Annotated in this window: 1 protein-coding gene; it reads left to right on the top strand. The window is 57.3% G+C overall.

The genetic code is table 11. The features are described 5' to 3' along the window. Positions 1-805: 805 nt before the first annotated feature. The coding region (locus ACZ6S8_RS39595; RefSeq protein WP_469463256.1) for an efflux RND transporter periplasmic adaptor subunit at positions 806-1469 on the top strand (664 nt) is incomplete at its 3' end.

Raw genomic sequence — 1469 nt, 5'->3', positions numbered from 1 at the left:
AACCACACCTGCTGGATATTTACAAACGCGCAGGTTATGAAGCCATGGTGCGAGCCATTGAGCTTCCTGACGTTCATACAGCCATCTAGCTTCTTTTTTTAACCATATAATGAGTGCGCACTCACGCATTAAAAAGACACAACAATCATGCCACCCGTTTCAAAACTAAAAATGCTGCGAACACGGGCCTATCCAAGGCTCCGCCGACTCATATTCGTTTCTCTGTTTCTCAGCGTGTCTTTGATTCTCTGCGGGTGCGCAACCGCACCTGCATCAGACCGTTTGTCAGGAACCCAGCATGTTCCAACAACATGGCGGGCCTCCCTGCCTGGCTCGGCGCACGTGCCTGTGTGGAATGCATGGCCCCCCGCCCGAAATGAATCCGGCGCCCGGCGCTTACGCGCTCCGGCCGGCAAGCCCAGTCACGCGGAGAATGAGCACGGAGCACAAACGTCGGTTGCGCGCGCCAATTTGGAGTGCGTTCAAGCGTTATGGAATGACGCCCGCAAACTGGTTGCGACGGAAGCTGCGGCCCTCTATTACGCCTCGCGTACCTGCTGGCGACAACACGCGTTCTCTACCCAAAGCGCGCCATTGCCTGGATCCCTCGCACAGGCGAAACAAACGCCCCCTCATCGGGCGCCCCACCCCGATCAGGGGGACTTCAACGGGCGTGGCGAGAGCGGTGCCGATGGAAACGGGATCAACCGCCACATCACCAGGAATTCCGTTTCCTTGATGTTGGATTTAACGAGCGCAGATACCGATCCCGGTGAAAGTGTGGCGGGTTGGCAGGCTGAACCGCATGAGCATCATAACCGCGTGCGCTCGACTGTGCGGAGGTGGATACGGCGTTTGTTCACTTCGTCAGAACGAGCGATGGCTCAGCGCCAGGCTGAACCGCTGCAGAACAGCGTCGCAGTCGTTTGAAATTCAATACAAAGCAATACATTGCCACGCCGTTGGCGACAGGTTCGACAAATCATTTACCTTATGGGTTCTCCCGATGACACAACAGATAGTTCAAAACACGCGTCCCCGCTTTTGGTCTTTACGGACCCTTCGTACAACCGTGCTGGCGATGCCGATTGCCGCCGCCTTATCGGCCTGCGATACGCCGGCGGACAAGGTTGCCCCACCGTCAGATAAACCGACGCTGACAGTGGCCCTGACAACGCCGGCAATACAGTCCGTTTCCCGCACCGTCACGGCCAATGGTTCAATTGCGGCCTGGCAAGAGGCGATCATCAGCCCGGAAGCCAATGGGCTGCGCGTGCAAAAACTATTGGTGCAGGAGGGGGATATGGTACGCCAGGGCCAACCTCTGGCGGAATTTACACGCGATTCCGTGATGAATGACTGGCTGCTGGCGAAAGCCGATCTCAACGAAGCGAAAGCAGTCGCGTTGAATGCGCAAGCGGATGGAAAACGAGCGCGGTTGTTGCGCGGCGTCGGCAGCCTGAGCGAAC

This window comes from Streptomyces sp. NPDC048461, from assembly GCF_055587105.1.
The sequence above is the reverse complement of the archived record's forward strand: the minus strand, read 5'-3'. Positions and strand labels throughout refer to the sequence as shown.